Genomic DNA, 25,528 nt, shown 5'->3' with positions numbered 1-25,528 from the left:
AAAACATGCAAGCTGTAGTTTACCATAGCCGAAGTATCCAAGCATGGGAGCAGCGTTGGTTTGCTCAGCAAAACTCATCTTTAGGGCTCATGCAGCAAGCGGCTTGGACAATTACACAACAGTTAATGCAACAATTTCAGCAAAATAAAACTCAAAAGATCGCAGTTTGGTGCGGGCAGGGTAATAATGCGGGTGATGGCTATTATATTGCTGCGTTTCTTAAGCAATACGGATTTAGCATTACGGTATTTGCTACAGAACTCGGACAATCCGTGGATTTAAAACAAGCCGCAGATTTTGCCCAGTCTCATCAAGTCGATATTCAAAGTGTTGATTATCTTTTATCTGAAAATGCTGTCCATCAGGAACTGCCCACTTTTGATTGTCATATTGATGCCTTATTTGGCATTGGTCTCAACCGAATGCTAGATCCAAACTGGCAGGATATTATTCAACTATTCAATGCACAAACAGGTTTAAAAGTTTCGATTGACATCCCTAGTGGACTCAACGCCAATACTGGACAAGCTTTGCCCTGTGCCGTGCAAGCTGATCAAACCTTCACGATTCTGGGTTACAAAGCAGGTTTGTTTACTGGTCAAGGCAAGGAATATGTGGGGAAACTACATTTGCTGAGTTTGATTCCAGTTGACCAAGAATTAAAAGCACTTGCTTATTTGTCGCCTGAAAAAATCGTTTTGCCGAAACGTCAGGCTTTTGGACATAAAGGAAGCTATGGGCATGTGCTGGTTGTTGGTGGACATGCAGACATGGGCGGTGCAGTGATCATGTCCGCTGAAGCTGCCTTCCATGCAGGAGCTGGTAAAGTCAGTGTCATTTGTCATGTAAAACATCATCAAGCCATTTTGGCACGTTCACCAAATATTATGGTGCGAGACATTAATGCCTTAGATCAGGAAGTCATTCAACAGCTATTAATGCAAGTAGATGCAGTCTGTTTTGGTATGGGCTTAGGTCGAGATGAATGGGCAGAGCAAATATATTTACAATGGTTTGATTTACTCAAGCAAAACTCACATTTAGAGGTTGTACTTGACGCAGATGGCTTGTGCTTTCTGGCCAAGCATCCGCAACAATTAAACCAGCATCTCTATGCAACGCCACATTCAGGTGAGGCCGCAACGTTGTTGGGATGTACTGCTGCGGATATAGAACAAGACCGTATCGCTGCCATTCAACAGTTACAACAAAAATATGCAGGGAAATGGGTGTTGAAAGGTGCAGGTAGTTTAATTTTAGAAGAACAATTATTTATCTGTACGCAGGGCAATGCGGGTATGGGTACAGGTGGAATGGGGGATGTATTGGCAGGTATGATCGCGAGTTTAAAAGCTCAATTTCATCAACAGATTGCATTGCATGAGATTGTCAGCCTGCATGCACAGGCAGGCGATCTACTGGCTGAAAAGGGTATGAGGGGATTACAAGCGCATGACATGGCAAAAATGATATATAAAGTCGTGAATCAAAAGGTTTAACGGCGTCTGCTACTCGAACGGCTACGGCCGCGTGCCATACCACCTAAAGCATTGAGTACTGCCATTTTACTCATACTACCTGACGCATGAGCATGACAAATTGCTGCGGCAAGCGCATCTGCCGCATCTGCTTGAGGTTGGATGGTTAAATTAAGCAAACGCATCACCATGAGCTGAACTTGTTCTTTTTCTGCTGCGCCGTAACCGACAACAGACTGCTTGATTTGACGTGCTGTGTATTCTGCGACTTGTAAATCTAGATTCACCAGTGCAGCAATTGCCGCGCCACGGGCCTGACCGAGCTTAAGAGCCGAATCGGGATTTTGTGCCATGAATACTTGTTCGACCGCTGCTTCTGTTGGACCATGAAATTTAACGATACGTTCGACACCCGCAAAAATACGTTTCAAACGTTCAGGCATTTCTTGTGTTTCAGTACGAATTGTTCCTGCATCAACAAACCGCAGCTTATTGCCATCTTTTTCGATAATTCCATAACCTGTTAAGCGTGAACCAGGGTCAATACCAATAATTAATGACATGAAGCACTATATAAATGAAAGGGTGATGATATTGTTACATAATGGGCTTTTTACTGCATAATATTTTTGTAGAATTTTGAATTATAAAGAAATAGTTGTTTTATTGAACGAATCTTAATTGATTTATTGAATATCTGAAAATTTAGAACTCATTTGCAAGATTAACTCAGGCCTATTGAATAAGAGTGAGTTTTGATCACTTTGTGTGTAATTTAGACATTAATTGATAAATTAAGCGATTTTTATAAAAATAATTTGCATTGTGGGAAAGATGTGCGTATAAAGATAACTCGTCGGTGCGGGATGGAGCAGTCTGGTAGCTCGTCGGGCTCATAACCCGAAGGTCGTTGGTTCAAATCCAGCTCCCGCTACCAACCGAATTAAATTAGTTATGCTCTGTGATGTATTTAAGGTTACTGTCTAAAAAGAATAGACAGTAATAAAGTTAGCTGAAATAACCCTAAATAAAGCTAAAAATTATTAGATTCTAGAAATGTAGCTATCCTCTCTCATCTATCTAGTGTTATAGTAAATCAAAATCGATCACTTGAGCTCAGAAATGAGTGATTTTGTGTTGAAAATTATTAATGAATGGCGTGTAGCCAAAGCCAGCAATGGTAATGAAATTTGTGTGAGAATCATCCCTTTAAAGCGTCAGCAAAATACGCTGAATGGTTTTAAATGGGTAGAAGTAGGAAAGAAGATCCTGTTGGAATCAGGTCAAGAAATTGACTTTAATTTGGACGGGAAAAGCTTTTATACCGATGTTAATCAACTTTATCGATTGACATAAATGGTTCACATACTTGTAGTATCTATTCAATAAGGATAGATTGTATTAAATCATGATGTAAAAATTTTGATTTAATTCATAAATGAACAAAGTTTAAAAGGTTTAAAGGTATGTCTGATACAGTTACTGGTACTGTTAAGTGGTTCAACGAAACTAAAGGTTTTGGTTTTATTCAAGCTGACTCTGGCGAAGATGTTTTTGCTCATTTCAGCGAAATCCAAAGCAAGGGCTTCAAAGTATTGAATGAAGGCCAACGCGTTTCGTTTGTTCTTGGTCAAGGTAAAAAAGGCCCACAAGCAACTCTAATTACTGTTATCTAATTACTTTAGACCAGTGAAAAAAAAGCTCACAACAGTGGGCTTTTTTTGTGGCTAAAACAATTTGAACTGAGTGAAAATAGCGAATATTTGAGAGTAAAAGAAAATGAAATAATATGTTAAAAATTTATATAAAAATCATAATTTAGAATTTAGATGAAAATATTTAAATTTAAGTGTCTGAAAATTAATTAAAAAAATTATTTCCTACTTATTCGTAGTCTTGAATAACCTGCGGGAAAAAGACGTAGGGAGTAGGATTGATAGATAGAGATTGCGTGAAAAATGTAAAGTCGTGTATAGTGAAAGCTAACTAGAAGAATAACGCTGTTGATTCAGAAAATCTTGCATCTCATATAGTTGTAGATAAACCTTTCGTTTTATCAGATTTCCTCTCAGAGTTTATGATTCCAAGTTGCTCGCTGCTAAGCGCCCCAAATTTTTTAAAATAGGTTTAAATATATGTCTAATACTGTGACTGGTACAGTTAAGTGGTTCAATGAAACTAAGGGTTTTGGCTTTATTCATGCAGACTCTGGACAAGACGTTTTTGCTCATTTCAGCGAAATCCAAAGCAGTGGTTTCAAAGTGCTACATGAAGGTCAACGCGTGTCTTTTACAATTACTGAAGGTAAAAAAGGCCCTCAAGCAAGTGGTATTACTGTCGTTGCTTAAAACTAAGCGCGATATTTAAAAAAAGCTCACTTTGGTGGGCTTTTTTTATGTCTTGATGTAAAGCAGGCTCTTTTTGAAAATTATTTTGTATTAAGTGTCGATTTTTGTCATAAATTCACCATTTGGTTGAAAAATTGCACTAGCGAGATATACGACTTTTTGCTAATTTATTTCTATTGATTTGTTAGGCAAATTAATAAGTGTAGTACATTTAATGAGCGTTAAAGTTATGGAAAACTTGGAGCCGTATGCTCAAGGGTTTGAGCAAGAAGTTCATGTACATTGCAAGAGATCTTTAGGTACATTGTTATTCAGCTTTGTGGTATTGATTGCAACTAGCCTCTAAGAGAGAAAAGCACCTTCGGGTGCTTTTTTAATTTCAATTATTGATTTTTATTGAATCACCTCATTTTTATCGTCGATGCTTGAAGATCTGGGCGCATCAAATTTAATTGGTTTTCATAATCTGAGTATATTGATGGAATATACGGCTACTGATATACCTATCAAAATTATTGAAAGATTCTGGTTTTGTTACTCAATTTTTCTGCGATAAGCTGCTTGCACTAATCGGTAAAAAATTGTTTTAGGTGAATTTAGAATGTTTGGTGATATAAAGAAACCAGCGCATTTAGATGATGTTGTTTTTAAAGAAAGTAAAGCATATAAAAATTCTAATGAATGGAGTTGGGTCAACCCAAAGCAAGGGCAGTTTGATCATCCTGCAAACTATTATGAGAGTTCTTTAGAGGATTGGCATTGTTTTGATGCTTTATCAGCAGATCAAGAATGTGATGTGGTTGTGATCGGCGGAGGATTGCTAGGTGCTTCAACAGCATTGCATTTGGCTGAACAAGATGTGGATACCATTTTAGTTGAGAAGAACCGAATCGGTTCAGCCGCTTCAGGCCGAAATGGTGGGCAGCTTACCCCAGGTTTGGCACGTTGGGAAGCTGAGGAGATGATTAAGCGCTTTAGTTATGAAGATGCCAAGAGACTTTGGCATTTTACTTCTACGGAAGCAATGTCTTTAATTGATCAAATTGCTGAAAAGTATGCTGTAAATTTGGCGCGAAAACGTGGACATATTACCGCTGCGGTACATGAGGGACATTTGATTGCCTTGACTCAAGGTGCAGATGCTCGGAAGTATTTGGGTGAGGATCACACGAAAGTGGTGGGTGAGTATGAATTAAAAGAGTTGATCAAGTCCAACCTGTATAAAGGTGGTTTGGTCGATAACTTGGGTGGGCATATTCATCCATTGGCACTTAACCGCGCTTTGGCACACGGCTTCTGCCAGCATGGCGGGCGGGTGTTTGAACAAACGGAAGTGTTGTCGATCACTGAGCAAGCAGATGGAGTTTATGTGCAGACGGCATCGGGTGTGATTAAAGCACGTAAAAGTGTGGTCATTGGAGTACATCATAATGCATTTAAGCTACTTCCTGAAAAGAAACAAACAGCAATTCCATTTCATACCTATATCGCAGTTACGGCGCCATTAGACATGCCAATTACTGAATTATTACCACACGATCATCCTGTCTACGATACGCAATTACAGATTGATTATTATCGTGGTGTTTCTAAGAATAGATTGCTTTTTGGTGGGCAAGGTACAGGCACAAGTTGGTCTGCCGCCAAAATGAATCAATATTTATTAGGCCGAATTAATAAAGTTTTTCCGCAGCTTGAAAATGTCGAAATGGACTTTTGCTGGAGTGGTATCAGTGATTTGACTATGAATGGCGCAACTGATAATCGAAAATTTGGCAATAAATTTCCAATTTATGCGGTACATGGCTGGAGTGGGCATGGTGTGGCGCAAACCGTCCGTATAGGTAAAGCAATTGCAGATGATTTTTCAGCTAAGAACACCGATTATGCAATGCTCACTAAGATTCAGCACAACGATATTTTATTTGGTCGTTTATTGGCGCCCTTAGCGATTCCAATGTCAAAAGGTTGGTATGGTGTTACTGGAATGCTCAATCCTGGCAAAATGGTTTCGTTTTAATATTCGATTTTCTTCATTTCTAATAAAAATGTCTCCACCCTGTGAGACATTTTTTTATGTTTCTTGAGCTTGAAAGATGATTGGTGCATAAATGACTTATTCGACTTCAATTTGTTCTATATATGAATAAATATAATATGTTAGGCTAAATAAAAAAGGATGAAGTCCATGGATATTATACAAGTTAAAGATTTTTCAGCGGCAACGGGGTATACGCAAGCTATTATGGCAATGGATGAGTGGGTGGATACACGACCTTACTTTTATATTATCAAAGAGCATTACTTGATTGATCAGGCTATTCGGCTGGAATACATCATTATTCAATAAGCGTATCTTTATTCTATTGGATAAGTTTGTGAATGAAAAAGTATGGGTTACATCCTTATGCAGCCCATACTTTTTTGCCTAAGTTCTTTTTGTTTCAAATCATAGACATAATAATCGACATTATTTTGTTATCTTTGCCTTTTCACTTTATCAGAATTCAAATTATGAAAAAGATCTTACTCTTAGGTGCAATTGTAGCCTCATTGGCGGCGTGTTCAGCAACACCAAATAAAGATATGACCCCACCAAAAATTGGTATGGCGAACCCTGCAAGCAAATATTGTGTAGAGCAAGGTGGTCAGTTGGAAATTAAAAATGAAGCCAATGGTCAGGTTGGATACTGTAAGTTACCAAATGGACAGGTGATTGAAGAGTGGGAGTTGTTCCGTGCAAGTCAGCCAAAATGCCTAGCAGATGAAGCGACAAAGTTAATTGGTCAGTCTGGATTAAGCGAAGATCAAATCAAACAAAAAACCAAGTCTGAGATTGTTCGCAGTGTAGGACCAAATCAGCCTGTCACTATGGATTATCGTGAAAATCGTGTAACAGTAACGATTGATCCGCAGTCTAAGAAGATTATCCAAGCGACTTGTGGCTAATCGATAGAAATTATTGAGGCTCTCAATTAGATTAAATTTAATTGGGAGCTTTTTTATACAAGCTATCATATCAGACTTGATAAATTGAGAAATGTACCCATCAATTAGTTTATTGAGTTTATTTTATTTGTTGTGTCAGGATTGATTCTTCAAGATTGCACAAGGTTTTAATTTTCGAGATTTGACATGAATCTACTTCTTATCGTGGTATTTGGCACAATTGCCGAAGTTTTAGTTTGGATTGGCGTGGGTGACCTCGTTGGAAGTATGTGGTATGTCTTTTTCTGGTTCATTATCGCATTCTTCATTGGCTTGAATATGGTTCGTTCAAGTACATCGAGCATCATGCCTCAATTGCAGCAAATGCAGATGACAGGCCAATTAGGTGCTGATCCAGCGGTCACCAAGAAATTAGCACTGGCGATGTCTGGTTTTCTATTGATGGTTCCCGGTTTAATTTCTGATGTATTGGCAGTGTTGGTTTTAATTCCACCTGTACAAACGGCGTTTCGTAATGCTTTAATGAAAACGATGGCCAAACGTCAGCAAGCCATGATGGATAAAATGATGGGAGGTATGGGCGCTGGTGGTGCTGCAGGGCAGAATCCATTTGCTGATCTAATGCGCCAAATGCAGGACATGCAAAATCAACAAGGTGGTGGTCAATATCGAGACTCAACCATTATTGATGGCGAAGCACGTGAAGTAAAACCTGATCAAAAGAAAATTGAGTTTAAAGACGTGAACTGATTCAGTTCTATGTAGATAAAAAGGCACACCAATAGCGTGTGCTTTTTTATGTCTTATCTTTTTGCTCTTGTGGATTCTGAGCTGGTTCTGGAGTGGCAGGCAGATCGGCTTCTTTGTTTTGTGGCTGATAGTGGCTTGGTTGAAGAGTTGTAATCTCATTTTCGGACTGTTTGTATTTACGGCTACGATTTGCACGTTCTCGAAATCCACCTTTATTAATTAATTCGGTCATGATGTATTCCACAGTTTCAAAAGATTATTTTATCAAATTATGTGAAAGATCAAAATAATATTAAGAACTTAAAGATTTGTTTAAAATCGAGATTCTAATCAAATTGTCATAAAAAATTGTTAATTTGAATGAATAGGTCAGAAAACTAGATTGAATTCTCAGTTTTTTTTTCATAGGATAAAAGTGCAACATTTGAAATTGTTGTAAAAAGAAAATAAAAAATAAGTGGTAGGAGGAATTAATGATGTTATATCAATATCATTGTGCATGTTGTGACAAGGTTGTTGCATCAACTGATAAAGAGTGTCCACATTGTGGCTCTCATCATATCCGTAGTCCGTATGGTCTATGGATGTTCTGTGTTGCCGCATGTCTAGCCGTTGTCGTTGTTATTAAGCTTGCGCATTTGTATACGCAACATCATCAAGAAGATCAGCCCGTTCAAAGCAATTCACTATTTGAGATGTTTAAGCAAGATAATACAGATTCTGCTAAATAATTTTGGGGTAAATAAAAAAGCTCGCATTTGCGAGCTTTTTTATAGAAGAGCACTATGGATTACAATCCAGCTGCATCTTTAAGGATTTCAACTTTATCTGTTTTTTCCCAAGTAAAGGCAGAGTCTGAACCTTCGCGGCCAAAGTGGCCATAAGCTGCGGTTTGCTTATACATCGGTTGAATCAGGTTGAGCATACGGGTGATGCCATACGGGCGTAAGTCAAAGTGTTCACGTACAAGTTGAATAATCAACTCATCTGATACTTTACCTGTATTGAACGTATTAATAGAGATCGATGTTGGCTCTGCTACACCGATTGCATAACTTACTTGGATTTCACATTTATCTGCTAAACCAGCAGCAACAATGTTTTTTGCCACATAACGACCAGCATAAGCAGCAGAACGGTCAACTTTCGATGGATCTTTACCAGAGAAAGCACCACCACCATGACGTGCCATACCGCCATAAGTATCTACAATAATCTTACGACCAGTTAAACCACAGTCACCTACAGGGCCGCCAATTACAAACATACCTGTTGGGTTGATATGGAATTTAGTGCCTGCATGGAACATTTCAGCTGGGATGATCGGCTTAACGATCTCTTCAATAATCGCTTCTTTAAGCTGAATTTGAGAGATTTCAGGATCGTGTTGTGTTGATAATACAACTGCATCCAAACGAACAGGTTTGCCATTTTCATAAGCAAATGTCACTTGGCTTTTCGCATCTGGGCGTAACCACGGTAATGTACCTGAACGACGTAATTCTGCTTGACGCTCCATTAAACGGTGAGCATAAGAGATAGGAGCAGGCATGAGAACATCAGTCTCACGGCTTGCATAACCAAACATTAAACCTTGGTCGCCAGCACCTTGATCTTCTGGCTTTTGGCGGTCAACACCTTGTGCAATCTCAGGAGATTGTTTACCGATCATGTTGATGACGGCACAGGTAGAACCATCAAAACCTAAATCAGAATGGTGATAGCCAATACCATTTACGGTTTGACGTACAATCGCTTCAAAGTCCACATTTGCTGTTGTTGTGATTTCACCAGCAAGAACAACCGCACCTGTTTTTACTAATGTTTCACAAGCGACACGCGCATACGGGTCTTCTTTTAGGATTGCATCTAAAATTGCATCGCTAATTTGGTCAGCCATTTTGTCTGGATGACCTTCGCTTACAGATTCTGAAGTAAAAACAGCATACTCGCGCATGAACGTCCTATCATTGGTATTTTCAAAAAGACAGAGTATGTTACATCGACTTGACGCAGAGGACTAGCACAAGCTGACTAAAAAGCATGAATTTATTTCATTTTCATTATGTTTTTATTGATATGTGTATCAGTGAAACTGATATTAATGCCTTTTTATATGAATAAATCTGTAATTTAGGGCCTAAAATTGTGTCTAGCAAAGAAGTGTGTTGTCTATCACATGAACATTTGCTTCCAGAATGCCAAATGAATGCGTGAAAAATAAGAAATATCGTGTATTGCACTTTACCCACTGGCGTTTTTTTAAGACAATAGTCGCATCTTTTGAAAGATGATTTCTCATCTTCTCTCATCTTATTTGATTTAATCGGATTCTGACTTATGACAACCCCTTTAAATGAACGTCGTATTGCAAATGCAATTCGTGTCTTGGCAATGGATGCTGTGCAACAAGCAAACTCAGGGCATCCAGGTGCACCAATGGGGATGGCAGATATCGCTGATGTTGTTTGGCGTGAATTTTTAAATCATAACCCGACGAACCCACAATGGGCGAACCGTGACCGTTTCGTATTGTCAAATGGTCATGGCTCAATGTTGCAATATGCATTATTGCATTTGACTGGTTATGAGTTATCTATTGAAGATTTAAAACAATTCCGTCAATTACATTCTAAAACACCAGGTCACCCAGAATATGGCTATGCGCCTGGTATTGAAACAACAACTGGCCCATTAGGTCAGGGTATTGCAAATGCAGTTGGTTTTGCATTAGCTGAAAAAACTTTAGCAGCTCAGTTCAACAAAGACGGTTTAAATGTTGTTGATCACTTCACTTACTGTTTCTTAGGTGATGGCTGCTTGATGGAAGGTATTTCTCACGAAGTATGTTCACTTGCAGGTACTTTAGGTCTTGGTAAACTTGTTGTGTACTATGACGATAATGGTATTTCGATTGATGGTGAAGTAGAAGGTTGGTTCAGCGATGATACTGAACAACGTTTCAAAGCTTATGGCTGGCAAGTTCTTCGTGTAGATGGTCATGATGCTGATGCAATCCGTCAAGCGACTGTAGAAGCAAAAGCTGAAACTAATAAACCAACGATCATCATCTGTAAAACGATTATTGGTTTAGGTTCACCAAATAAACAAGGTAAAGAAGATTGCCACGGTGCGCCATTGGGTAAAGACGAAATCGTTTTAACTCGTGAAGCATTAGGCTGGAAAGAAGATTCATTTGTTATCCCTGAAGATGTTTATGCAGCTTGGGATGCAAAAGCAAAAGGTCAAACCTCTGAAGCAGCTTGGAATGAATTGTTTGCTCAATACCAAGCAAAATATCCAACTGAAGCAGCTGAATTATTACGTCGTATTAATGGCGATTTACCTGCTGAATTTGCAGCGCAAGCAGATGCTTTCATTGCTGAAACCAATGCAAAAGCAGAAACCATTGCAACACGTAAAGCAAGCCAAAATACTTTACAGGCATTCGGCCCATTACTTCCTGAATTATTAGGCGGTTCTGCTGACTTGGCGGGTTCTAACTTAACACTTTGGAAAGGTTGCCAAGGCGTACAAGAAAACCCAGCGGGTAACTACGTGTATTACGGCGTTCGTGAATTCGGTATGACTGCAATTGCGAATGGTGTGGCTTTACACGGTGGTTTCGTTCCTTACGTTGCAACATTCTTGATGTTTATGGAATATGCACGTAATGCGGTACGTATGTCTGCATTGATGAAGCAACGTGTGATTCATGTTTATACGCATGACTCGATCGGTTTAGGTGAAGATGGTCCTACGCATCAACCAATCGAACAAATTGCATCGTTACGTGGTACACCGAACTTAAATACATGGCGTCCATGTGACACAGTTGAAGCTGCAATTTCTTGGAAATCTGCTCTTCAACGTAAAGATGGTCCATCAGCATTAATTTTCTCTCGTCAAAACTTGCCATTCCAAGCACGTAATGAAGCTCAAATTCAAAACGCTGCAAAAGGTGGTTATGTACTTGCTGAAGAGAAAGGTGAATTGAAGGCAATCATCATTGCAACAGGTTCAGAAGTTTCATTGGCAATGGAAGCATATGCACAACTTGAAGGTGTACGTGTAGTGTCTATGCCATGTGCTGAAGAGTTTATGAAGCAAGATGCTGCATATCGTGAAGCAGTATTGCCTGCGCATATCCGTGCACGTGTAGCGGTTGAAGCGGCTCATGTAGATTACTGGTGGAAGTTTGTTGGTTTAGACGGCAAAGTGATCGGTATGACCACTTACGGCGAATCTGCGCCAGCAAAAGACTTGTTCCAATTCTTCGGTATCACCACTGAAGCGGTTGTTGCTGCGGTTAAAGAATTGACTGCTTAATTAAATTAAGTGGTATAAAAAAGCGTCCTGATCAAGGGCGCTTTTTTACACATGTACATTGAGTTTCTTAAAATAATAGTGATAGAAAGTTAAAGAAATTATGAAATACACTTTGGTTTATAGGTGAATAAAAAATTATTATGAATTACATACACCCATATTTATTTTCAATAATTTGTCGAATCGCTGCTAACCGGACTTATTATTTTGAGTGTGATGACTGGCGTTTAAAACTTAGAGAAGCTTTATTCAAACAAAGTACCATGGCCGAACTTGATATGGGTTTTGATACAGAAATTCTTTTCACAGAAGACCCAAAACAAAACCTATCTAAATATCATCTATTTAAATATACAGATTGTTTAATTCAGAGTTTAAACGAAATCGAAAATTTATCTACTTGGCGGGTCTTTGGAGTCAATTGTATTGATACGTATGAAACACATTTTTTGAAGATGGCAAGCTTAGATATGGTTCATAATTTTGAAAAACCAGAGTTTTTTCCGCAGTATAAGACTAAAATTATGGAACTGGTTAACATGCTTATAACCAATAAATGTGGTTATGAGTTAAGAAGTGTCGATGAAAAATATATTAAATTGGACCAAAAAGAGGGGCTTTTCTACTGTCCAGATGACAAAAGTGAAGTAAATTGGTATGACTTAATTTATATGATTATAAGCCCAGAAGCAAAACAGATCATTTCTCAGAATATGTTGGAAGAATTTGATTGTCAGGACCTGAATTATCAGTTCAAGATTAATTTTTTATAAAATATGGTCTTTAGAGTAAAGACCATATTTTATATATCTTACCCAATACTTAATTCACTCTGAATCGAAATATTTGACGTTAACAATTTATGAATCGGGCAGCTTTCAGCAACTTTTAATAAACGTTTATGCTGATCTTCGGTAAATTCACCTTTTAAGATGATTTTACGTTCAATATTATTTTGACCTGATTCAGGTTCACCATTGGGATTTAAGGCTAAATCAACCTGAACATGATCAAGCTTAATCCCTTTGTGATTGGCATACATTTCTAAAGTAATGGTCGTACAGGCACCTAAAGCCGAAAGTAAAAGCTGAACTGGGTTGGGTGCAGTATCTTGACCACCTTTCTCTGAAGGCTCATCTGCATACCATGTATGACCAGAAGGATCTGTCAACGTAACGCGATAAGGTGTTGTTGTACTGAGTGCTTGTGCTGTATGTGTCATATTTTACCTTGTTGTTTGTCGTGAAGTATCTAAATCAAAATATATCCATTGATCATGTGAACTTGCCGATCAATTGTCCAGTATCGAATGGTCTTATGATATTGATTTTTGATAAGTGCTGTAACGCTTTTATTGTTGCACTGGTGAAACATATCGTTTTATAAAGACTAGTGAATAAAAATACTTGATCTATACACTAATCACTATATCAAACAAGGATACCAAAAATGCAATTTAAAACATTAAGCCTCGGTTTAGCAGTTGCTTTAGCTAGTTCGGTAGCATTGGCAGCGCCAGTCGACTATAAAATTGACCCAACGCATACTGCGACCGTATTCAGCTGGAATCACTTTGGTTTCTCTACACCGAGTGCAAATTTCACTGACATCCAAGGTACGATAAAAGTTGATACTGCAAAACCTGCAAATTCATCTGTGGAAGTGACTATTCCTTTAAGCAGTGTAAATACTAATGTTGCTGCTTTAGACAAAGAATTCCAAGAAGAAGCTTGGTTTAATGCTGCAAAATATCCAAACATTACCTTCAAAAGTACTAAAGTAGAAACCAAAGACAAGAAACACTTCAAAATCACAGGTGATTTAACGGTTAAAGGTGTGACTAAACCTGTGGTATTAGATGCTGTGCTGAATAAACAAGGCGAGCATCCGATGGCGAAAGTACCTGCAATTGGTTTTAATGCAACAACAAGCTTTAACCGTTCTGCATTTGGTATCGGCAACTATGTGCCTAATGTCGGTGACAAGATCACTGTCAATATTACAACTGAAGCAACTGCTGCGAAGTAATATCACATTGAACAAAAAAGCCTAGATCATCATCTAGGCTTTTTTATATGCGTTTGCTGTTCTAAATAATTAAAATACTAATATTAGTTTGAAATAAGAATACTAATAAATAGATCTTTGTCCATTAGCTATGCTTGATCTTCGATCGACGTTTGGATTGGTATATATAGCGAATGGAATCGACCACTTCACCGACAAAAATACATTCTTCATCCAGTGGAATGATGTTGGGTTTGAATTCTGGATTCAATGCTTGTAGATAGCGTGAATTATCAGTTTCGATCACTAGACGCTTAAATGTTGCATCTTCATGCTTTCTCACCACAATCATGTCACCCGACTGCATATCACTATATTGCACGGTTGGGTCAACCAAGATGTAATCGCCCTCATGAAAGACAGGGTAATTACTGAGACCCTGAACTTTTAAATAGAAGCAGTGATCACAATCATCAGGCAATGGTAGCCATTCTTCAACTTGTGTGATATCAACCGATTCCACATTGGTAAAAACCCCCGCTTGGACCCAGGAGAGTACTGGCGCCATATTGGCTTTTACAGGGGAGATATTTGAACTATCTTCATGGCCAGATTCTTTCGGTGTGGCATGCCCTTGACCCGTTTGTAACCAATAAGCATCTACACCTAGAAAATTAGCAATCGAAGGCAAATGTGATGATGAGCTAACCAGTCCTGTTTCAAGCTGGCTGAGTGCAGATTGGGTAATGCCAACAGCAGCAACCACATCTTTTTGAGACTTCTTGGCTTTTTTTCTTGCTTCTTTGAGCCGATCTTTAAGCATTTTAATGCACCTTAAATCAATAAATTAAGAATATTAGCAAGCTAATGTGAAGTCAAATTAGTATTCTTATTGAATTAATATTAGTTTACTAATATAATGGTCTTATTCATTAGGTTAAATGCTGGAGGTGCGGCATGAACAAGGCAATCAATCCAAACATGCATATTAAGCAAAATCTTGATGCGGAAATCGAAGCATGGTTAGCTCAAGGCAATGTAATCACAAAGATCCAAAATACATATGAGCAGCGCTTGAAAGCAAGACCGAATCATATAGCAAAATTTGTATCACCAGAAAAAATCCAAAAAGAATTAAAGAAAAGTATAAGAATCGCTAATCAGGCAACAGATGCGCAAATTCAGATGTTCAGTGCTTGGTTGGATGAGAAAAAGGGACGAGCTAAAGCTTTAGTAAGCGTTTTAGGTTGCGCTCATAGTTATATTTCTCAAATTAAAAGTGCAACCAGACCTTGTACTAAAACACGATTTGAGGAAATTCATCAGGCAATGAATATTGTTGAAGCGAGAGAAAAGTATCACTAACCGCAACAAATACAATGATCGCTAAATCACAAAATATATAAATCAGTAAGAGGTAACGTTATGAATGCAAATATAGCAAAGTTTGAAAAATTTGAATGGTTAATGCAGGGACTAAGTTTGCGTTCGCCAAATTTAGAGCTTTTTGTGCGTGGTACAGGTGAGAGAAGATTGAGTTATGAAGATCGTTTGGGTGTGATTGCCTCAATGCAAAGTCAATTGGCAAAGTCGGTCACGGCATTGATTGTGTTCGAACATAAAAGCAAGCAAGACTATGACGATGTCCGTCAGCATTTGGCTAAAGTATTTATTGAGCAAGCCGTACAAGATAAAAAACGAGAGCCTGAACGTATTGCGATGTACCATTTGGCAGAATTGATAGCACGGATGGTATTGGATTTTGTATTAGATCCTGATTTAGAGGAAAACTATACTGCAAAAGGACGTCTGGCTTATGCTGGGATCAGCCGCCATCAAATGAGTCTTGATTGTTATAGAAAGACATGGAAATGTTATGAGATTAAACTCATAAATGTGCTTGAAAATGCAATTCAAGAAGCAGAAATTGCAATAGAAAAATATAGGAAAGATACTTATAAAATAATGAAGGCATGATATTTTATAGTTGTAATTGTCAACTTTATAATTATATTTATTCTAATTTTTCTGTTAAAATATTCTTGATTAAAAGCTCATTTTTATGTGGGCTTTTAATATGTGGATAATATAAATATATCTAAAAAGAAGGAGACTATTAATGTTAAAAAAACATTCACCCATTTTGACTTTAATTGTTATTGTTTGTGGCGGAATTTTCTATTCAATGTATAGCTCGAATTCATTGTTTCCGAGGAAGCCTGTTCGATTAGATTCTAGATGCTATGGTGTCGATGTCCCTAGATCAATAAAATACAATCAGATGGAAAATTTTTGCTCATGTGTCCATGTCGGTGGACATGTAAGCAAAGAGGAAAATTACAAATATTGTGTAAACCTTTTTAATTCTAAATAGAAATGATATCAAAAGTGTATATTGATGATTGAAATTTGATTGGGGTGATTAATTTTAGTATTCATGTATTGGTTTTAAAAATTAAAGAAAGAAATGTTTACAAAGAGCCAGTGATTTAATGATTCCATTTTTGAGGAAACTAAGCTATAGTTTTATTATACTGGTCGTAATATAAAATTTTCGATCATAATTAAAAAGCTCATTTAATAGATGGGCTTTTTTATTGCCTAAAACTCGGTTTCTTATAGAGGCCGAGTTTTTTTATATCTACGGATTGTTGGTTGCTGTCTATTGATGGTGGCTTAAAGCCGAAAATAACTGAAGGTGATTAAAATGAATTGTACAAATAAAATGATGCTGGGCACTTTCTCCATTAAACACTTAGATATTCTTTCTTATGCCGAGATTGTGCCTGCGATTATGCAAACAACAGCCGATCTCACAGCGACTGCATATATTGAAGGGAATGCTCAATTAGGTTCTGTCAAAATGAAGGATGCGTGCCAAGTATCTTTATCTGCTTATTTCCAAGCACAGAGAGGTCAATTTTCTTTTAGCAGCGCAAATACAACGCATCGGTCAATTGTCATTTTAGGTGTGGATCAGCAACCTGAACATCAGGTGAAGTTAAACCAAGTTGAGCGTGGATTTGTCATTCATAGCTATTTTTTGGATGATAAATTTGTGGTGACTTTGGGCGAATATAATAGTCTGAATAACGTCACTTTTATTGAAGCTAACCCCTCAGAAAACCCAATTGTGACCTTTGAGATTACTGGCTCTCAATCGATGAAGGTCTATGTCGACTATGAACTTGTTGGAGAGTGGCATTCAACCAATTCCCTAAAGTTGCCGAAGTATTATCACATTGTTGCACAAGAAGATTTAATGCAACTGGATTTTGATCTGCGAGAGGCCTATGTCAGCTTGGATTATAAAATGCCATCAGCACTTGAAGACAATATCTATTATCACTTAACCAGTAAAGGCGAAATCTTGGGCTTACAAGTGAATGCAGGTGATTTTGTACAGTTTCATGCTCAGCAAAGTTGGATGACGCATTATCCACAATCAATCTAATGTAATACAACCTCCTAAACAGGAGGTTTTTTTATTGAAAAATTTTCTTGTTGCACAATTTAAGAGGTGAAAAATGATTAATGATATTGATGTTATGACTTGGTCTGCTAGAACACAGGAAAGTAAGAATAAGGATGCTAAATCACTTTTAGACTTTTATAAAAATGAAATCTATTATGATGAAGCTCTGCAGCGGGCATTTGATTGTGGAGGAGCAATTTTTGTACCAGATGGTGAATATCAATTTTTAAAAAAAATTACTACTTCAAAAGAAGGAGTATTTTTATATGGGAGTGAAAATGCAAAGCTTATATGGAATAAGTATGTAAAAGGCAATAATGTACTAGAGGATGTTTGCATAGAGGTGTTACAGAGTAACTTTAGTATTAATGGGGTTACTTTAAAATATAACGATAATGAGACGGCTAGAATTCTAGTCAGAATTAGAAGTATAGAAAAAGATATAAGTGATTTTTCTTTCTTTAATGTTAGATTTTTAAATGGTTTTTATGCTGTGCGTGCAGGTTTTTTACCTTCCCCAAATAACGGAAGTTCACCACTAATAAAAAATCTCACAATTGAGAGCTGTAGCTCAGTAGGTAGAGTTCTTGGTAAAAATTGCGGGCATTTTTTGACTAGTAATGGATACAACATAAAATATATAAATAATATAAGTATAGGTGGTTTGAATACATCTTCATTTGGTGCCAACTTCAGCTCAAATATTATGATTTTGGGAAATATCGAAAGTGGGGTAGCAAGAATGACGTCCGCAAATGTTGAAGCTTCTGCACAGCTTGAAGATTGTGAGAATGCAAATTCCATTATTTCTAATAATATCTTTAGCCATGATATATGGATTAGTGGTTCATCTGGTATACAGGTATCAAATAATAGATGCCATACCTTAAGGGTTTCTGTAGGTAATCCACAGGGTTTTGATGTAAAAAAGGTTATATTTGATAATAATTATTGTGCACGAATTCAGATTGTCAAATACGGTTCTTATGATGTGGTTGAGACTTATTCTGCTATTTTTAAAAGCAATATTATAGACCCCGAATATGCTCTTAAACTAAATACAGATTTGCCGAGTAGGGCAATTACGATACAAGGTGGAAATTATGGAAGTTTAATTGAATTTTATAATAATAAAGTTGTTTCAAGTGCTGGTTTATATCAAGCATCTATAGTAAGAGGAGAAAAGCTAATATATTTAGCAAATAATAATGATTTTGGTGTTGGAAGTGTTCTATATAGTTCAGAAGGAGGTTATGTGGATGAATCTAGAACAGTTAATCCGATTTTTGGAAAGTGGAGTAGAAACCCTAGTGCTTATATTGGATTCTATTTAAATGGTTCACCAAATATTAGTGTGGTAGATACATGGTTAACCCTAAATAACATAAAAGTAGGGAGGGATTTAAATAAGGAATTAGCTGTGGATAACACAGCTAAGATAAAATTTAAAAGAAAAGGTGTGTATAAAATTAAGTGGGTGATTACACTGAACTCAACAGAAGATACTGATTTTAAATTAAGATTATTTGATGTTAATAAAAATATAGAAATAGGTAGGCTTATTCAAGAAAAAATTACACTTATTTCAACTCTTAAAGTTGGTGAAATTAACTTTAATATAGATGCGGAAGATGAGATTGTTTTACAAATTCAATCGAATAAATTTAACTTGAATTTTAATATAGATGTACTTCTAACAAATTTTTCTATTGAAAAATTAGAATAAATTGATAGGTTTTAAACTAATCCAGGTCTCTTCTTACTCAGTTGAGGCCTTTCTATTTATGGAGGAAAAATAATGACAGAGTTTGTTTCAACGGGTGCAGGGATTGCAGCCGTAATTAAATCTTATGGAGTTTTTTTTATTGTCATGATGGCACTCACTTTTATGTTTTTGGCTTGGATGGTTGTGATTATGACACGGTTACCCAAGTCTCGACGTGAATGGGTGGTTTCACTCATTTCAACAGCAGTTGGCAGCATTGCCGGAGGTGCTTTTGTGATTCAGCATTTTGGCTTGCAAGAGTGGAGTCAAAACCCATATGGCGCATTTGCCTTGGGAGGTCTGTACTTTCTTTGTGGTTTGCCAGTATGGGCGATTATTCGTTGGACCTTTAATTATATTAATGCACGAGAAGATTCAACCATTTTGGATGTAGCAAAAGAGGTGAAAGACTTTAAAGACAAATTCTAAAGAAAAAACAATCCAATGCCGCCTTCGGGCGGTTTTTTATTATAAAGAGGAAAATGACATGAAAATAACACAAGACGGTTTCGATAATTTGCGCCACACATTTGGAAAATTAAGTCAGTTGCAGGTCGATGGAATCAATTTTCTGGTTTCAGTGCTTGATGAAGATGGGGCGATCACATCTGCCCAAGCCGCTTATATTTTGGCAACAGCTTGGCACGAAACAGCTAAAACGATGCAACCCGTGATTGAGTATGGTTCAGAAAAGTATCTAAAGTCTAAGCAATATTATCCCTATATAGGCTATGGCTATGTGCAATTGACCTGGTTGGCAAACTATAAGCGAATGGGGGATTACTTAAAAATTGATTTAGTGAAAAATCCTAAACTGGCTCTACAAGCGGATATTGCAGCCCGTGTCATGATTGTTGGAATGAAAAAGGGCATGTTTACGGGCAAGAAATTGTCTGATTACATCTGTCAAAATAAGAAAGATTATATAGGTGCTCGGCGAATCATCAATGGAACGGATAAAGCTGAGTTGATTGCAGGGTATGCAGAGACATTTGAGGCAGTCTTGCAGGCTTCAGAAGTCACGATTTTGTCTTGTTGAAAGAATAGAAGTTCACATCGATTCGATACGAACTTCTATTTTAATGTGATTTAGTCTGTGGACTTATGCTGTGGCATTAAATGCATCCGCGTAAACCACTTCACCTGTCGGGACATCTTCTGTAAATGGCAAGATCTGGAAATATTCGGCAGGGACACCAGCTAATACCAGTCTTGAATCTGCTTTGAAACCGAATCGGCCGTAATACTGTGGTTCACCAAGTAGAACGCAACCGACAGCATCTAAATCTTTGAGTGCTTCCAAGCCAGCATGCATTAGTTTAGAACCTACTCCTTGACCTTGATATTCTGGAAGTACCGAGATCGGACCAAGTCCATACCAACCAGTTGTGCCATCAGAAATCTGCACGGGTGAAAAGGCAATATGACCAATAATCTTATTGTTACAATCCGCGACTAGGGAAAGCGTGAGCTGATTGGAATTACGTAGCGCATTCACAATAAATTGCTCGGTATGGCTTGAATGTTGTTCTGTTGCAAAAGCAGCTTCGGTTAAATCAAAAATGCTTTGAATGTCAGATAGGTTTTCATCGCGAATGTGTATATTCATCTTTATTTTCTCTTGTGTTTCCTGATCTAAAATTGCTCGAATTTGTTTGAGTAGTGGAGAATCATTCGTATATTTCTCTCCATAACTTAAGTTAAATTCATAATCAAAATCAGGTGAGTTGATTCCTTGATTGTGTTGAAGGATCGTTTCTAACTTATCTAGTGCCTTAACGATTTTTGCTTCTGGTGTTGCTGCATCTTCATATTCTTGCCAGAGTGATCGAATCAACATTTGGGGTTGATCATCTAAACATTCGGTTAATTGATAAAGATCCTGTTTTTCCTGCTGATTCTTAGTTGGAAATTGATCTTTCAGAATGGCTGGAATATCACCATGAATGGCTTCACCAAGGTCATGAATTAAACACATTTTTAGTAATTTCTCCAAATCAATGTCTTTAAATTGATCTGCAAAAACCACCGCCATTAAGCATAAACGCCAGCTGTGTTCAGCGGTACTTTCCTGACGGCCGTTCGATGTATGCGAAAAGCGAGTCACGTTTTTTAATTTTTCCGCTTCACATAAAAATGTTAAGCGATTTTGAATTAGGTTTAGTTCCATTTTCTTTCTCAAAAATAAACCATATGTAATTTGGATAGACCCGATTGACCTAACAGTAGGATAGACATATCTAAGAGCAATCATGGGTTTATCCAAACCCTATGATTGTTGGTTAACGATTGTCTAACTGAGGACGTACAGATCTAAGCCCATGTAAATTAATTTGGTAGGGCTGCCCATTACAGGATTTGATCAGTCTTTTCTTTCTTAGCTTATTAAAAACTTCTAGGTTGCAATCAGACAGCAAGAAACCTTCTCGGCTATAGCATTCTACAGCGATGGTTTGACCAGCGTCATTGCGAAGTTTTACGATTTTTCCGCCTTTAGCCAAGACGTGAAGTGTCCGTTGTTCGGACTTAGATAAGTTCATGTTGTTATCCAGATATAAGTAATCAGAAGCAAAGTTAGGCTTGAAGCCAAAAAATTCGCGAAGATAACCAATTTCAATATGTGATTGAAATGTAGTTACCAGATTACTGCTATCTCCAACATAAAACCCTCGATATGGATGCGATACGATGTGTATCGCTAGAAATACTAAAGCAAGATAAATTAAAAAGCAATAATTGCGTGAAAAATAACATTTTGAACTAGAGGCAAATCTTATTTTTTCGGTCGTTTTTCTTTGAGGCGTAAATAGGCTGGTACAGATTTCTTTGCTTGCCGACGTAGCATAACTTTAATATATAAAACGATGGCAAAACATGCGGTGGCAACAGTGAGCATTAGGCTATTCATATAGCTCATAACAGAACTAACGTAACCTATGGTTGCTAAACGACGCTGCATACGCTCAACTTGAGTACTGGATTCAATTCCTGTGATTGCCCATGTGCATAAATGCTCACAGTTATTAATAATGAGGTGATAATGGTTTTCATGCATGCGTGAGCGCATACGCCGTACAACAGCTTTGGCTTTGTAGCGTGGGGATTGATAATGTCTCGTATAAATTGGCTTACCACGGGCAAAACGCTGGATAGATGTCATTTCAATCGGATGCTTTTTAAAAATATGAGCAAATCCAGAATAATGAATAACCCGTCCACGACCTGCATAGATACCATGATGGCTATAGCCAAAGTGTTTTACGATGAGGTGAGCGCCAATCGAATAGCGTGGGTGTTTTTGCTGCATGTCGATACTATGATGTTTACACTGGTATTTTAGTGAAAAAATGTGAATCAATCGAGCCTATTTGCAGCATCAAGTTCATGATTATGTGTGGCGTTTGTATCTGCTATTTTGCAGTATGCCTTGCTATGGGACAATGAGGTAAATCTAGGCTTAACTTCGTATTTATGATGAAAAAATGGTTTTTCCTATCGTTTGCATTTTTAGCGAGTTCACCTGTACATGCGATGCAGCATGAAATCTTGCAATTGAATCAGCAAAAATATGATGTGATTAAAGTCGAGCATCTAAATCAGTTGCAACTATTTTTAAAGCAACCCCAGAGCAATCGTTATTATCAAAAGTTTGCAGCTATCCAAAAAGCGCTACCTGCTTGTGAGGAGCTCAATTTTGCAATGAATGCAGGAATGTATCATGCAGATTTTCAACCCGTAGGATTGTATATCGAAAATGGCAAGGAGTTGGCTAAGCTTAATGTCGCGAAGGGCTTTGGTAATTTCTTTATGCAGCCTAATGGTGTGGTTGCTTGGAATGATCATCAGGCTGTGATTAAAAGCACTGCTGATTATAAGCATGATCAATTTAAAGCAAAATTTGCAACACAGTCAGGGCCAATGTTGGTCTATCACGGGAAAATCAACAGCCAGTTTATTGCTGACTCGAATTCATTAAAAATTAGAAATGGGGTGGGTGTTAAAGGTAATCAGTTGTATTTTGTGATTTCACAGCAACGTATCAGTTTTTATCAATTTGCCCAGTTTTTTAAGCAGCAGTTGAAAATAGACAATGCATTGTATTTAGATGGCTCGATTTCCAGTGTGTATTCAGCACAAACCAAACGCCATGATAAAACTTTTAATTTAGGGCCAATTGTTGCAGAAGTGAATAGAGAGAAATGCATGTAACACTGAAGACCCTAATCTCTTAATAGAAAGAGATTAGGGAGGACTTATTTTTATTGGATCGGTGGCTTGATCATCGCAAGTAATTCTTTGCGGCTGTAACCTCGAGAAATCAGTACTTTCTTGATGCCTTTAATGACATCTTCATCTGTTGCTTTAACTAAAGCATCCAACAGTTGTTCATTGGTTTTGCATGAACAATCATTTTCAACGCAAGAAGTTTGGTTCTTGTGTTCGTTATATTGTTCATCTGCATTGAACAGTTTTTGCCAAAAACTCATAGAGCCTTCATATACAACCTAACATAGGTCGAAATATAGCCGCTTTAAAATAAAATACAAGTCAGCTTAAGTGATAAAAGCAGCAGTTAAACTTCAATTTTTTCGATGAGTCTTTTAAAGTTCAACGAAATTATGACATTTGAATGACTTGACCTTTGAAAAATATCATTTTTTTATAAATATACTTCGAATAAAAATAAAGGGTTACTCGAACCCTTTATAAATTACTGTTACGTTGAAATAATTTGTTTAAATCTTTTCAAGCAAAACACCTGATTCCACATGATGGGTAAAAGGGAATTGATCGAACATGGCGAACTTCACAATTCGATGGGTTTGGCTAAGTGTTTTTAAATTGTCATGCAAGGTATCTGGGTTACATGAAATATAGAGAATCCGTTCAAAACCTTGTAATAGTTTGAGCGTTTCATCATCGATGCCTGCACGTGGTGGGTCAACAAAAACTGTGTCAAAGTCGTAGCTTTGCATGTCGATTTCAGCTTCTTGCAAGCGTCTAAATTCACGTTCACCTTGATATGCCTGAGTAAACTCTTCGGCAGATAAACGCGCCACTTGAATATTCTCAATCTGGTTTTGCTCAATGTTCCATTGCGCTGCATAGACTGAAGATTTAGCAAGTTCAGTTGCGAGAACACGCTTAAATTTCAAAGACAGTGGCAAAGTAAAGTTACCGTTACCACAATACAATTCTAAAAGGTCTTTTTCGGACTTCTGTGCAGCATCACAAGCCCACTCCAACATATGCTGACACACTTGCGCATTAGGCTGGGTAAAACTACTTTCAATTTGTTTATATTTAAAAGTACGACCGTGAACATTAAGTTGTTCAACCACATAGTCATCGCCAATAATCACTTTCTGGCCACGGCTACGGCCCATGATTTTAATATTCAGTTTTTCAGCTAAGGCTTTAGCCGCTGTTTCCCATTCAGCATCTAATTTACGGTGGTAAATCAGGGTGACCAACATCTCGCCACTTAAGGTTGAAAGAAAGTCTGCTTCAAAAACACGTTGCGATAAAATAGGAACTGCTTTTAATTCATCTAATAAACGTGGCATCAAATCATTGATGCTTTGATCTGCAATCGGAAACGCATCCACGCGGATAACTTCTTTTTGTTTTCCATCTTCAGCACGTTCAAACATGGCATAGAACAAATCATCTTCGGTATGCCAAACACGAAATTCTGCACGCATACGGAAATGTTGTTCAGGCGATTGAAACACTTCTAAAGCTGGTGGATTGAACGATGCAAACTGTGTGGTAATACGTTCAACTTTCTCTTGAAGTTGCTGTTGGTAAGATGCGCTCATAAAAAAGAAAACTACAGGTGAAATCTAAACGGGAATGGTATCAAAAAAGCACGCTAAGGTGCAGGAAATTATGATATTCACTTATTTATATGCTTAGCTTTGGGCGAGTACAGATTGGATAAAATCTGCTTTAATTTGCCGATATTGGTTTTGAGATAAGCCAACACATCTTTGTTTGAGCTGATTATATTGTTGGGTCAGGCTGGGTGAGTTTCTTAATAGATCCCGAAAGGTAATGAAATTGCAAAATTCTGAACCTGACACCACGATTTGCAATGCCACATCATGTTGTTGTGATTCCAGCATACAAAGCTCATGAGTACGTAGTGTATCAAGTTTTTCTTTAAAATTAAGCTGTTGTAATTTTTCAATTGAATCTAAAAATTGATGGGCGGGTACTTCAATATACATATCGAGATCACCTTTTGAAATTGTGTTAGCAATAGCAGATGAACCAATATGTTCAACAATTGCAAAAGGAATAAGCTGCTGGATTTTATTTTTATAATCTTCAAAAAGCTGAGCGCAGTTAGGTTGATATTCAGGAGCTGAGAAAAACTGCATATAAGTGATCTCATTTTATTATTACTATTTAAAGATAACGT

The 25,528-nt window shown here is 37.4% G+C and carries 30 protein-coding genes and 1 tRNA gene; 20 read left to right on the top strand and 11 right to left on the bottom strand.

The window, feature by feature from the left end:
• Positions 1 to 5: 5 nt before the first annotated feature.
• Positions 6 to 1,499 carry an NAD(P)H-hydrate dehydratase gene (locus tag A7P54_RS00345; protein ID WP_171548301.1) on the top strand — a complete coding sequence of 498 codons (1,494 nt, stop codon included), beginning with the start codon at positions 6 to 8 and terminating at the stop codon, positions 1,497 to 1,499.
• Here the strand turns inward: A7P54_RS00345 and ruvC are convergent.
• Complete coding sequence (gene ruvC, locus A7P54_RS00340) at positions 1,496 to 2,041, bottom strand: crossover junction endodeoxyribonuclease RuvC (RefSeq protein ID WP_004807778.1); 546 nt, start codon at positions 2,039 to 2,041, stop codon at positions 1,496 to 1,498. The genes A7P54_RS00345 and ruvC overlap by 4 nt on opposite strands.
• A gap of 297 nt (positions 2,042 to 2,338) precedes the next feature.
• On the opposite strand from ruvC, the gene A7P54_RS00335 reads away from it, so the two are divergent.
• From A7P54_RS00335 to A7P54_RS00300, 8 genes are all read left to right on the top strand, one after another.
• Positions 2,339 to 2,415: transfer RNA gene (locus A7P54_RS00335), tRNA-Met, on the top strand.
• Positions 2,416 to 2,600: 185 nt separating this feature from the next.
• Positions 2,601 to 2,834, top strand: coding sequence for a hypothetical protein (locus A7P54_RS00330; protein WP_004807776.1), 234 nt, complete (start codon positions 2,601 to 2,603; stop codon positions 2,832 to 2,834).
• 110 nt (positions 2,835 to 2,944) lie between these two features.
• On the top strand, positions 2,945 to 3,154 hold the full coding sequence (locus A7P54_RS00325) for a cold-shock protein (RefSeq protein ID WP_004653101.1): 210 nt from the start codon (positions 2,945 to 2,947) through the stop codon (positions 3,152 to 3,154).
• A gap of 459 nt (positions 3,155 to 3,613) precedes the next feature.
• Positions 3,614 to 3,826, top strand: a complete 213-nt coding sequence (locus A7P54_RS00320; protein ID WP_004807774.1) for a cold-shock protein — start codon at positions 3,614 to 3,616, stop codon at positions 3,824 to 3,826.
• A gap of 601 nt (positions 3,827 to 4,427) precedes the next feature.
• On the top strand, positions 4,428 to 5,846 hold the full coding sequence (locus A7P54_RS00315) for an FAD-dependent oxidoreductase (protein WP_171548300.1): 1,419 nt from the start codon (positions 4,428 to 4,430) through the stop codon (positions 5,844 to 5,846).
• 168 nt (positions 5,847 to 6,014) lie between these two features.
• Complete coding sequence (locus A7P54_RS00310) at positions 6,015 to 6,176, top strand: hypothetical protein (protein ID WP_005316127.1); 162 nt, start codon at positions 6,015 to 6,017, stop codon at positions 6,174 to 6,176.
• Positions 6,177 to 6,340: 164 nt separating this feature from the next.
• Positions 6,341 to 6,775: a DUF333 domain-containing protein gene (locus tag A7P54_RS00305; protein WP_004807767.1), complete on the top strand. Its 435-nt coding sequence runs from the start codon at positions 6,341 to 6,343 to the stop codon at positions 6,773 to 6,775.
• 186 nt (positions 6,776 to 6,961) lie between these two features.
• A complete protein-coding gene (locus A7P54_RS00300; RefSeq protein ID WP_171548299.1) occupies positions 6,962 to 7,525 on the top strand; it encodes an FxsA family protein in 564 nt (187 codons plus the stop codon).
• Positions 7,526 to 7,571: 46 nt separating this feature from the next.
• On the opposite strand, the gene A7P54_RS00295 is transcribed toward A7P54_RS00300, so the two are convergent.
• Positions 7,572 to 7,757 carry a hypothetical protein gene (locus A7P54_RS00295; protein ID WP_004807762.1) on the bottom strand — a complete coding sequence of 62 codons (186 nt, stop codon included), beginning with the start codon at positions 7,755 to 7,757 and terminating at the stop codon, positions 7,572 to 7,574.
• Between the two features lie 241 nt (positions 7,758 to 7,998).
• On the opposite strand from A7P54_RS00295, the gene A7P54_RS00290 reads away from it, so the two are divergent.
• A complete protein-coding gene (locus A7P54_RS00290) occupies positions 7,999 to 8,256 on the top strand; it encodes a hypothetical protein (RefSeq protein ID WP_004807761.1) in 258 nt (85 codons plus the stop codon).
• A gap of 59 nt (positions 8,257 to 8,315) precedes the next feature.
• Here A7P54_RS00290 and metK read toward each other — a convergent pair whose 3' ends face one another.
• Positions 8,316 to 9,482 (bottom strand): methionine adenosyltransferase, encoded by a 1,167-nt coding sequence (gene metK, locus A7P54_RS00285; RefSeq protein ID WP_004653111.1) that lies wholly within the window; start codon positions 9,480 to 9,482, stop codon positions 8,316 to 8,318.
• Between the two features lie 383 nt (positions 9,483 to 9,865).
• Between metK and tkt the strand changes: the two genes are divergently transcribed.
• Positions 9,866 to 11,854, top strand: coding sequence for a transketolase (tkt, locus tag A7P54_RS00280; protein WP_171548298.1), 1,989 nt, complete (start codon positions 9,866 to 9,868; stop codon positions 11,852 to 11,854).
• Positions 11,855 to 11,994: 140 nt separating this feature from the next.
• Positions 11,995 to 12,627 (top strand): hypothetical protein, encoded by a 633-nt coding sequence (locus A7P54_RS00275; protein ID WP_171548297.1) that lies wholly within the window; start codon positions 11,995 to 11,997, stop codon positions 12,625 to 12,627.
• A gap of 38 nt (positions 12,628 to 12,665) precedes the next feature.
• Here A7P54_RS00275 and A7P54_RS00270 read toward each other — a convergent pair whose 3' ends face one another.
• Positions 12,666 to 13,076: an OsmC family protein gene (locus tag A7P54_RS00270; RefSeq protein ID WP_171548296.1), complete on the bottom strand. Its 411-nt coding sequence runs from the start codon at positions 13,074 to 13,076 to the stop codon at positions 12,666 to 12,668.
• 227 nt (positions 13,077 to 13,303) lie between these two features.
• Between A7P54_RS00270 and A7P54_RS00265 the strand changes: the two genes are divergently transcribed.
• Positions 13,304 to 13,882, top strand: coding sequence for a YceI family protein (locus tag A7P54_RS00265; RefSeq protein WP_171548295.1), 579 nt, complete (start codon positions 13,304 to 13,306; stop codon positions 13,880 to 13,882).
• Positions 13,883 to 14,006: 124 nt separating this feature from the next.
• On the opposite strand, the gene A7P54_RS00260 is transcribed toward A7P54_RS00265, so the two are convergent.
• Positions 14,007 to 14,684, bottom strand: coding sequence for an XRE family transcriptional regulator (locus A7P54_RS00260; protein WP_005189291.1), 678 nt, complete (start codon positions 14,682 to 14,684; stop codon positions 14,007 to 14,009).
• Between the two features lie 134 nt (positions 14,685 to 14,818).
• Between A7P54_RS00260 and A7P54_RS00255 the strand changes: the two genes are divergently transcribed.
• From A7P54_RS00255 to A7P54_RS00230, 6 genes are all read left to right on the top strand, one after another.
• Positions 14,819 to 15,226, top strand: coding sequence for a hypothetical protein (locus A7P54_RS00255; protein ID WP_171548294.1), 408 nt, complete (start codon positions 14,819 to 14,821; stop codon positions 15,224 to 15,226).
• Positions 15,227 to 15,286: 60 nt separating this feature from the next.
• Positions 15,287 to 15,838, top strand: a complete 552-nt coding sequence (locus A7P54_RS00250; protein ID WP_171548293.1) for a hypothetical protein — start codon at positions 15,287 to 15,289, stop codon at positions 15,836 to 15,838.
• Positions 15,839 to 16,568: 730 nt separating this feature from the next.
• The gene (locus A7P54_RS00245; RefSeq protein ID WP_171548292.1) at positions 16,569 to 17,315 is read left to right on the top strand and encodes a hypothetical protein; all 747 of its coding nucleotides are present in this window, start codon (positions 16,569 to 16,571) and stop codon (positions 17,313 to 17,315) included.
• A gap of 73 nt (positions 17,316 to 17,388) precedes the next feature.
• Entirely contained in the window at positions 17,389 to 19,062 is a 1,674-nt protein-coding gene (locus A7P54_RS00240; protein WP_171548291.1) for a hypothetical protein, read from the top strand.
• A 72-nt stretch (positions 19,063 to 19,134) separates the two neighbouring features.
• Complete coding sequence (locus A7P54_RS00235; protein ID WP_004807705.1) at positions 19,135 to 19,530, top strand: hypothetical protein; 396 nt, start codon at positions 19,135 to 19,137, stop codon at positions 19,528 to 19,530.
• A 58-nt stretch (positions 19,531 to 19,588) separates the two neighbouring features.
• Positions 19,589 to 20,140: a hypothetical protein gene (locus A7P54_RS00230; protein ID WP_171548290.1), complete on the top strand. Its 552-nt coding sequence runs from the start codon at positions 19,589 to 19,591 to the stop codon at positions 20,138 to 20,140.
• A 63-nt stretch (positions 20,141 to 20,203) separates the two neighbouring features.
• Here A7P54_RS00230 and A7P54_RS00225 read toward each other — a convergent pair whose 3' ends face one another.
• The 3 genes from A7P54_RS00225 to A7P54_RS00215 all read right to left on the bottom strand — a co-directional run bounded on the left by A7P54_RS00225 (position 20,204) and on the right by A7P54_RS00215 (position 22,408).
• Positions 20,204 to 21,271, bottom strand: a complete 1,068-nt coding sequence (locus tag A7P54_RS00225) for a bifunctional HD family hydrolase/N-acetyltransferase (RefSeq protein ID WP_171548289.1) — start codon at positions 21,269 to 21,271, stop codon at positions 20,204 to 20,206.
• 112 nt (positions 21,272 to 21,383) lie between these two features.
• Positions 21,384 to 21,641 carry a YjhX family toxin gene (locus A7P54_RS00220; RefSeq protein ID WP_005189278.1) on the bottom strand — a complete coding sequence of 86 codons (258 nt, stop codon included), beginning with the start codon at positions 21,639 to 21,641 and terminating at the stop codon, positions 21,384 to 21,386.
• 233 nt (positions 21,642 to 21,874) lie between these two features.
• Positions 21,875 to 22,408, bottom strand: coding sequence for a lecithin retinol acyltransferase family protein (locus A7P54_RS00215; RefSeq protein WP_004807701.1), 534 nt, complete (start codon positions 22,406 to 22,408; stop codon positions 21,875 to 21,877).
• Between the two features lie 164 nt (positions 22,409 to 22,572).
• Here A7P54_RS00215 and A7P54_RS00210 point away from each other — a divergent pair, with 164 nt between their 5' ends.
• Positions 22,573 to 23,310 (top strand): phosphodiester glycosidase family protein, encoded by a 738-nt coding sequence (locus A7P54_RS00210; RefSeq protein WP_171548288.1) that lies wholly within the window; start codon positions 22,573 to 22,575, stop codon positions 23,308 to 23,310.
• Positions 23,311 to 23,360: 50 nt separating this feature from the next.
• Here A7P54_RS00210 and A7P54_RS00205 read toward each other — a convergent pair whose 3' ends face one another.
• The 3 genes from A7P54_RS00205 to A7P54_RS00195 form a co-directional block, all read right to left on the bottom strand.
• Complete coding sequence (locus A7P54_RS00205) at positions 23,361 to 23,588, bottom strand: hypothetical protein (protein WP_004653128.1); 228 nt, start codon at positions 23,586 to 23,588, stop codon at positions 23,361 to 23,363.
• Positions 23,589 to 23,837: 249 nt separating this feature from the next.
• On the bottom strand, positions 23,838 to 24,923 hold the full coding sequence (gene trmA, locus A7P54_RS00200; protein ID WP_171548287.1) for a tRNA (uridine(54)-C5)-methyltransferase TrmA: 1,086 nt from the start codon (positions 24,921 to 24,923) through the stop codon (positions 23,838 to 23,840).
• 93 nt (positions 24,924 to 25,016) lie between these two features.
• Positions 25,017 to 25,487: a GrpB family protein gene (locus A7P54_RS00195; RefSeq protein ID WP_171548286.1), complete on the bottom strand. Its 471-nt coding sequence runs from the start codon at positions 25,485 to 25,487 to the stop codon at positions 25,017 to 25,019.
• Between the last annotated feature and the right edge of the window lie 41 nt (positions 25,488 to 25,528).

Origin of the sequence: Acinetobacter sp. Ac_3412, assembly GCF_013072675.1 — a bacterium.
Lineage (GTDB): Bacteria > Pseudomonadota > Gammaproteobacteria > Pseudomonadales > Moraxellaceae > Acinetobacter > Acinetobacter higginsii.
Note: the sequence above shows the minus strand (reverse complement) of the source record. Positions and strands in the feature narration are given on the sequence as shown.

Coding starts and splice junctions, on each gene's coding strand:
- A7P54_RS00290 (WP_004807761.1), top strand. CDS start 7,999: ATGATGTTATATCAATATCATTGTGCATGTTGTGACAAGGTTGTTGCA.
- A7P54_RS00240 (WP_171548291.1), top strand. CDS start 17,389: ATGATTAATGATATTGATGTTATGACTTGGTCTGCTAGAACACAGGAA.
- A7P54_RS00230 (WP_171548290.1), top strand. CDS start 19,589: ATGAAAATAACACAAGACGGTTTCGATAATTTGCGCCACACATTTGGA.
- A7P54_RS00315 (WP_171548300.1), top strand. CDS start 4,428: ATGTTTGGTGATATAAAGAAACCAGCGCATTTAGATGATGTTGTTTTT.
- A7P54_RS00305 (WP_004807767.1), top strand. CDS start 6,341: ATGAAAAAGATCTTACTCTTAGGTGCAATTGTAGCCTCATTGGCGGCG.
- A7P54_RS00245 (WP_171548292.1), top strand. CDS start 16,569: ATGAATTGTACAAATAAAATGATGCTGGGCACTTTCTCCATTAAACAC.
- A7P54_RS00215 (WP_004807701.1), bottom strand. CDS start 22,408: ATGCAGCAAAAACACCCACGCTATTCGATTGGCGCTCACCTCATCGTA.
- A7P54_RS00235 (WP_004807705.1), top strand. CDS start 19,135: ATGACAGAGTTTGTTTCAACGGGTGCAGGGATTGCAGCCGTAATTAAA.
- A7P54_RS00260 (WP_005189291.1), bottom strand. CDS start 14,684: ATGCTTAAAGATCGGCTCAAAGAAGCAAGAAAAAAAGCCAAGAAGTCT.
- A7P54_RS00325 (WP_004653101.1), top strand. CDS start 2,945: ATGTCTGATACAGTTACTGGTACTGTTAAGTGGTTCAACGAAACTAAA.
- A7P54_RS00295 (WP_004807762.1), bottom strand. CDS start 7,757: ATGACCGAATTAATTAATAAAGGTGGATTTCGAGAACGTGCAAATCGT.
- A7P54_RS00205 (WP_004653128.1), bottom strand. CDS start 23,588: ATGAGTTTTTGGCAAAAACTGTTCAATGCAGATGAACAATATAACGAA.
- A7P54_RS00330 (WP_004807776.1), top strand. CDS start 2,601: ATGAGTGATTTTGTGTTGAAAATTATTAATGAATGGCGTGTAGCCAAA.
- A7P54_RS00345 (WP_171548301.1), top strand. CDS start 6: ATGCAAGCTGTAGTTTACCATAGCCGAAGTATCCAAGCATGGGAGCAG.
- A7P54_RS00220 (WP_005189278.1), bottom strand. CDS start 21,641: ATGAACTTATCTAAGTCCGAACAACGGACACTTCACGTCTTGGCTAAA.
- A7P54_RS00270 (WP_171548296.1), bottom strand. CDS start 13,076: ATGACACATACAGCACAAGCACTCAGTACAACAACACCTTATCGCGTT.
- tkt (WP_171548298.1), top strand. CDS start 9,866: ATGACAACCCCTTTAAATGAACGTCGTATTGCAAATGCAATTCGTGTC.
- ruvC (WP_004807778.1), bottom strand. CDS start 2,041: ATGTCATTAATTATTGGTATTGACCCTGGTTCACGCTTAACAGGTTAT.
- A7P54_RS00320 (WP_004807774.1), top strand. CDS start 3,614: ATGTCTAATACTGTGACTGGTACAGTTAAGTGGTTCAATGAAACTAAG.
- A7P54_RS00210 (WP_171548288.1), top strand. CDS start 22,573: ATGATGAAAAAATGGTTTTTCCTATCGTTTGCATTTTTAGCGAGTTCA.
- A7P54_RS00250 (WP_171548293.1), top strand. CDS start 15,287: ATGAATGCAAATATAGCAAAGTTTGAAAAATTTGAATGGTTAATGCAG.
- A7P54_RS00255 (WP_171548294.1), top strand. CDS start 14,819: ATGAACAAGGCAATCAATCCAAACATGCATATTAAGCAAAATCTTGAT.
- A7P54_RS00275 (WP_171548297.1), top strand. CDS start 11,995: ATGAATTACATACACCCATATTTATTTTCAATAATTTGTCGAATCGCT.
- A7P54_RS00310 (WP_005316127.1), top strand. CDS start 6,015: ATGGATATTATACAAGTTAAAGATTTTTCAGCGGCAACGGGGTATACG.
- A7P54_RS00300 (WP_171548299.1), top strand. CDS start 6,962: ATGAATCTACTTCTTATCGTGGTATTTGGCACAATTGCCGAAGTTTTA.
- metK (WP_004653111.1), bottom strand. CDS start 9,482: ATGCGCGAGTATGCTGTTTTTACTTCAGAATCTGTAAGCGAAGGTCAT.
- A7P54_RS00195 (WP_171548286.1), bottom strand. CDS start 25,487: ATGCAGTTTTTCTCAGCTCCTGAATATCAACCTAACTGCGCTCAGCTT.
- trmA (WP_171548287.1), bottom strand. CDS start 24,923: ATGAGCGCATCTTACCAACAGCAACTTCAAGAGAAAGTTGAACGTATT.
- A7P54_RS00265 (WP_171548295.1), top strand. CDS start 13,304: ATGCAATTTAAAACATTAAGCCTCGGTTTAGCAGTTGCTTTAGCTAGT.
- A7P54_RS00225 (WP_171548289.1), bottom strand. CDS start 21,271: ATGGAACTAAACCTAATTCAAAATCGCTTAACATTTTTATGTGAAGCG.